Raw genomic sequence first — 2814 nt, 5'->3', positions numbered from 1 at the left:
TCATCGCCAACGGCCTGACCACCGCGCAAATCGTCGCCCTGAGCAGCACCCAGGCTTCCGGCCTGACCTCGCGCCAGATCACCGCCCTGTCGACCGCCAACCTGGCCGCCATGGAAACGGTGGATGTGGCCGCGCTGAAGACCGCCACCATTGCCGCGCTGACCTCGTCGCAGGTTGCCGGCCTGACCTCGGCACAGGTGATCGGCCTGACCACCGCCCAGGCCGGCGCCCTGACCTCGGCCCAACTGGGTGCGATGGAAACGGTGGACCTGGCCGCGATGGAAACGGTCGACTTCGTGGCGCTGAAGACCAGCGCCCTGGCCGGCCTGAGCACCGCCCAGTTCGCGGCGCTGACCACCACCCAGATTGCCGCGCTGACCAGCGCGCAGATGGGCGCCCTGAGCACCAACATCATCGCCAACGGCCTGACCACCGCGCAAATCGTCGCCCTGAGCAGCACCCAGGCGTCCGGCCTGACCTCGCGCCAGATCGCCGCCCTGTCGACCGCCAACCTGGCCGCCATGGAAACGGTTGATGTGGCCGCGCTGAAGACCGCCACCGTCGCCGCGCTGAACTCGTCGCAAGTCGCTGCGCTGACCTCGGCGCAAGTGATCGGCCTGACGACCGCCCAAGCCGGCGCCCTGACCTCGGCCCAGCTGGGCGCGATGGAAACGGTGGACCTGGCCGCGATGGAAACGGCGGACTTCGTGGCGCTGAAGACCGGCGCCCTGGCCGGCCTGAGCACTAGCCAGTTCGCTGCGCTGACCACTACCCAGATCGGCGCGCTGACCAGCTCGCAGATGGGCGCGCTGAGCACCAACATCATCGCCAACGGCCTGACCACCGCGCAAGTGGTGGCCCTGAGCAGCACGCAGGCATCCGGCCTGACCTCGCGCCAGATCGCCGCCCTGTCGACCGCCAATCTGGCGGCGATGGAAACGGTGGACTTCGCCGCGCTGAAGACCTCGACCATCTCGGCGCTGAATTCGTCGCAAGTCGCCGCGCTGACCTCGGCGCAGGTGATCGGCCTGACCACCAGCCAAGCCGGCGCGCTGACCTCCGGCCAGCTCGGCGCGATGGAAACGGTGGACCTGGCGGCGATGGAAACGGCGGACTTCGTGGCACTGAAGACCGGCGCCATCACCGGCCTGAGCACCAGCCAGTTCGCTGCGCTGACCACCACCCAGATCGCCGCGCTGACCAGCTCGCAGATGGGGGCGCTGAGCACCAACATCATCGCCAACGGCCTGACCACCGCGCAAATCGTCGCCCTGAGCAGCACCCAGGCTTCCGGCCTGACCTCGGCCCAGGTTGCCGCGCTGACCACCGCCAATCTGGCGTCCATGGAAACGGCGGACTTCCAGGCCCTGAAGACCAACGCCATCGCCGGCCTGAGCACCAGCCAGTTCGCCGCGCTGACCACCGCCCAGATCGGCGCGCTGACCAGCTCGCAGATGGGTGCCCTGAGCACCAACGTCATCTCCGCCGGCCTGACCACCGCGCAAGTGGTGGCCCTGAGCAGCACCCAGGCTTCCGGCCTGACCTCGCGCCAGATCTCCGCCCTGTCGACCGCCAACCTGGCGGCCATGGAAACGGTTGATGTGGCGGCGCTGAAGACGTCCACCGTCGCCGCCCTGAGCTCGACGCAGGTTGTTGCGCTGACCTCGGCCCAGGTGATCGGCCTGACCACCGCCCAAGCCGGCGCGCTGACCTCCGGCCAGCTGGCCGCGATGGAAACGGTGGACCTGGCCGCGATGGAAACGGCGGACTTTGTGATGCTGAAGACCAGCGCCGTGGCCGGCCTGAGCACCAGCCAGTTCGCTGCGCTGACCACCACCCAGATCGGCGCGCTGACCAGCTCGCAGATGGGCGCCCTGAGCACCAACGTCATCGCCAACGGCCTGACCACCGCGCAAGTGGTGGCCCTGAGCAGCACCCAGGCTGCCGGCCTGACCTCGCGCCAGATCGTCGCCCTGTCGACCGCCAACCTGGCCGCCATGGAAACGGTGGATGTGGCTGCGCTGAAGACCGGCACCATTGCCGCGCTGACCTCGGCCCAGGTTGCCGCGCTGACCTCGGCCCAGGTGATCGGCCTGACCACCGCCCAAGCCGGCGCCCTGACCTCCAGCCAGCTGGCCGGCATGGAAACGGTGGACCTGGCCGCGATGGAAACGGCGGACTTCGTGATGCTGAAGACCAGCGCCGTCGCCGGCCTGAGCACCGGCCAGTTCGCTGCGCTGACCACCACCCAGATCGCCGCGCTGACCAGCTCGCAGATGGGCGCCCTGAGCACCAACGTCATCGCCAACGGCCTGACCACCACCCAGATCGTCGCCCTGAGCAGCACCCAGGCGTCCGGCCTGACCTCGCGCCAGATCGCCGCCCTGTCGACCGCCAACCTGGCGGCCATGGAAACGGTGGATGTGGCCGCGCTGAAGACCGCCACCATCGCCGCGCTGACCTCGTCGCAGGTTGCCGGCCTGACCTCGGCGCAGGTGATCGGCCTGACCACCGCCCAAGCAGGCGCCCTGACCTCGGCCCAGCTGGGCGCGATGGAAACGGTGGACCTGGCGGCGATGGAAACGGCGGACTTCGTGGCGCTGAAGACCAGCGCCCTGTCCGGCCTGAGCACCGCCCAGTTCGCCGCGCTGACCACCACCCAGATCGCCGCGCTGACCAGCGCGCAGATGGGTGCCCTGAGCACCAACGTCATCGCCAACGGCCTGACCACCACCCAGATCGTCGCCCTGAGCAGCACCCAGGCGTCCGGCCTGACCTCGCGCCAGATCGCCGCCCTGTCGACCGCCAACCTGG

At 69.4% G+C, this 2814-nt stretch carries 1 protein-coding gene; it reads left to right on the top strand.

The window, feature by feature from the left end; translation table 11 throughout:
* On the top strand, positions 1-2814 hold a 2814-nt coding region (locus AC56DV_RS01325; RefSeq protein WP_496312511.1), incomplete at both ends, for a beta strand repeat-containing protein.

The sequence above is a fragment of the Massilia sp. BGA-UO-ETr-WB1 genome, assembly GCF_059567845.1.
The sequence above is the reverse complement of the archived record's forward strand: the minus strand, read 5'-3'. Positions and strand labels throughout refer to the sequence as shown.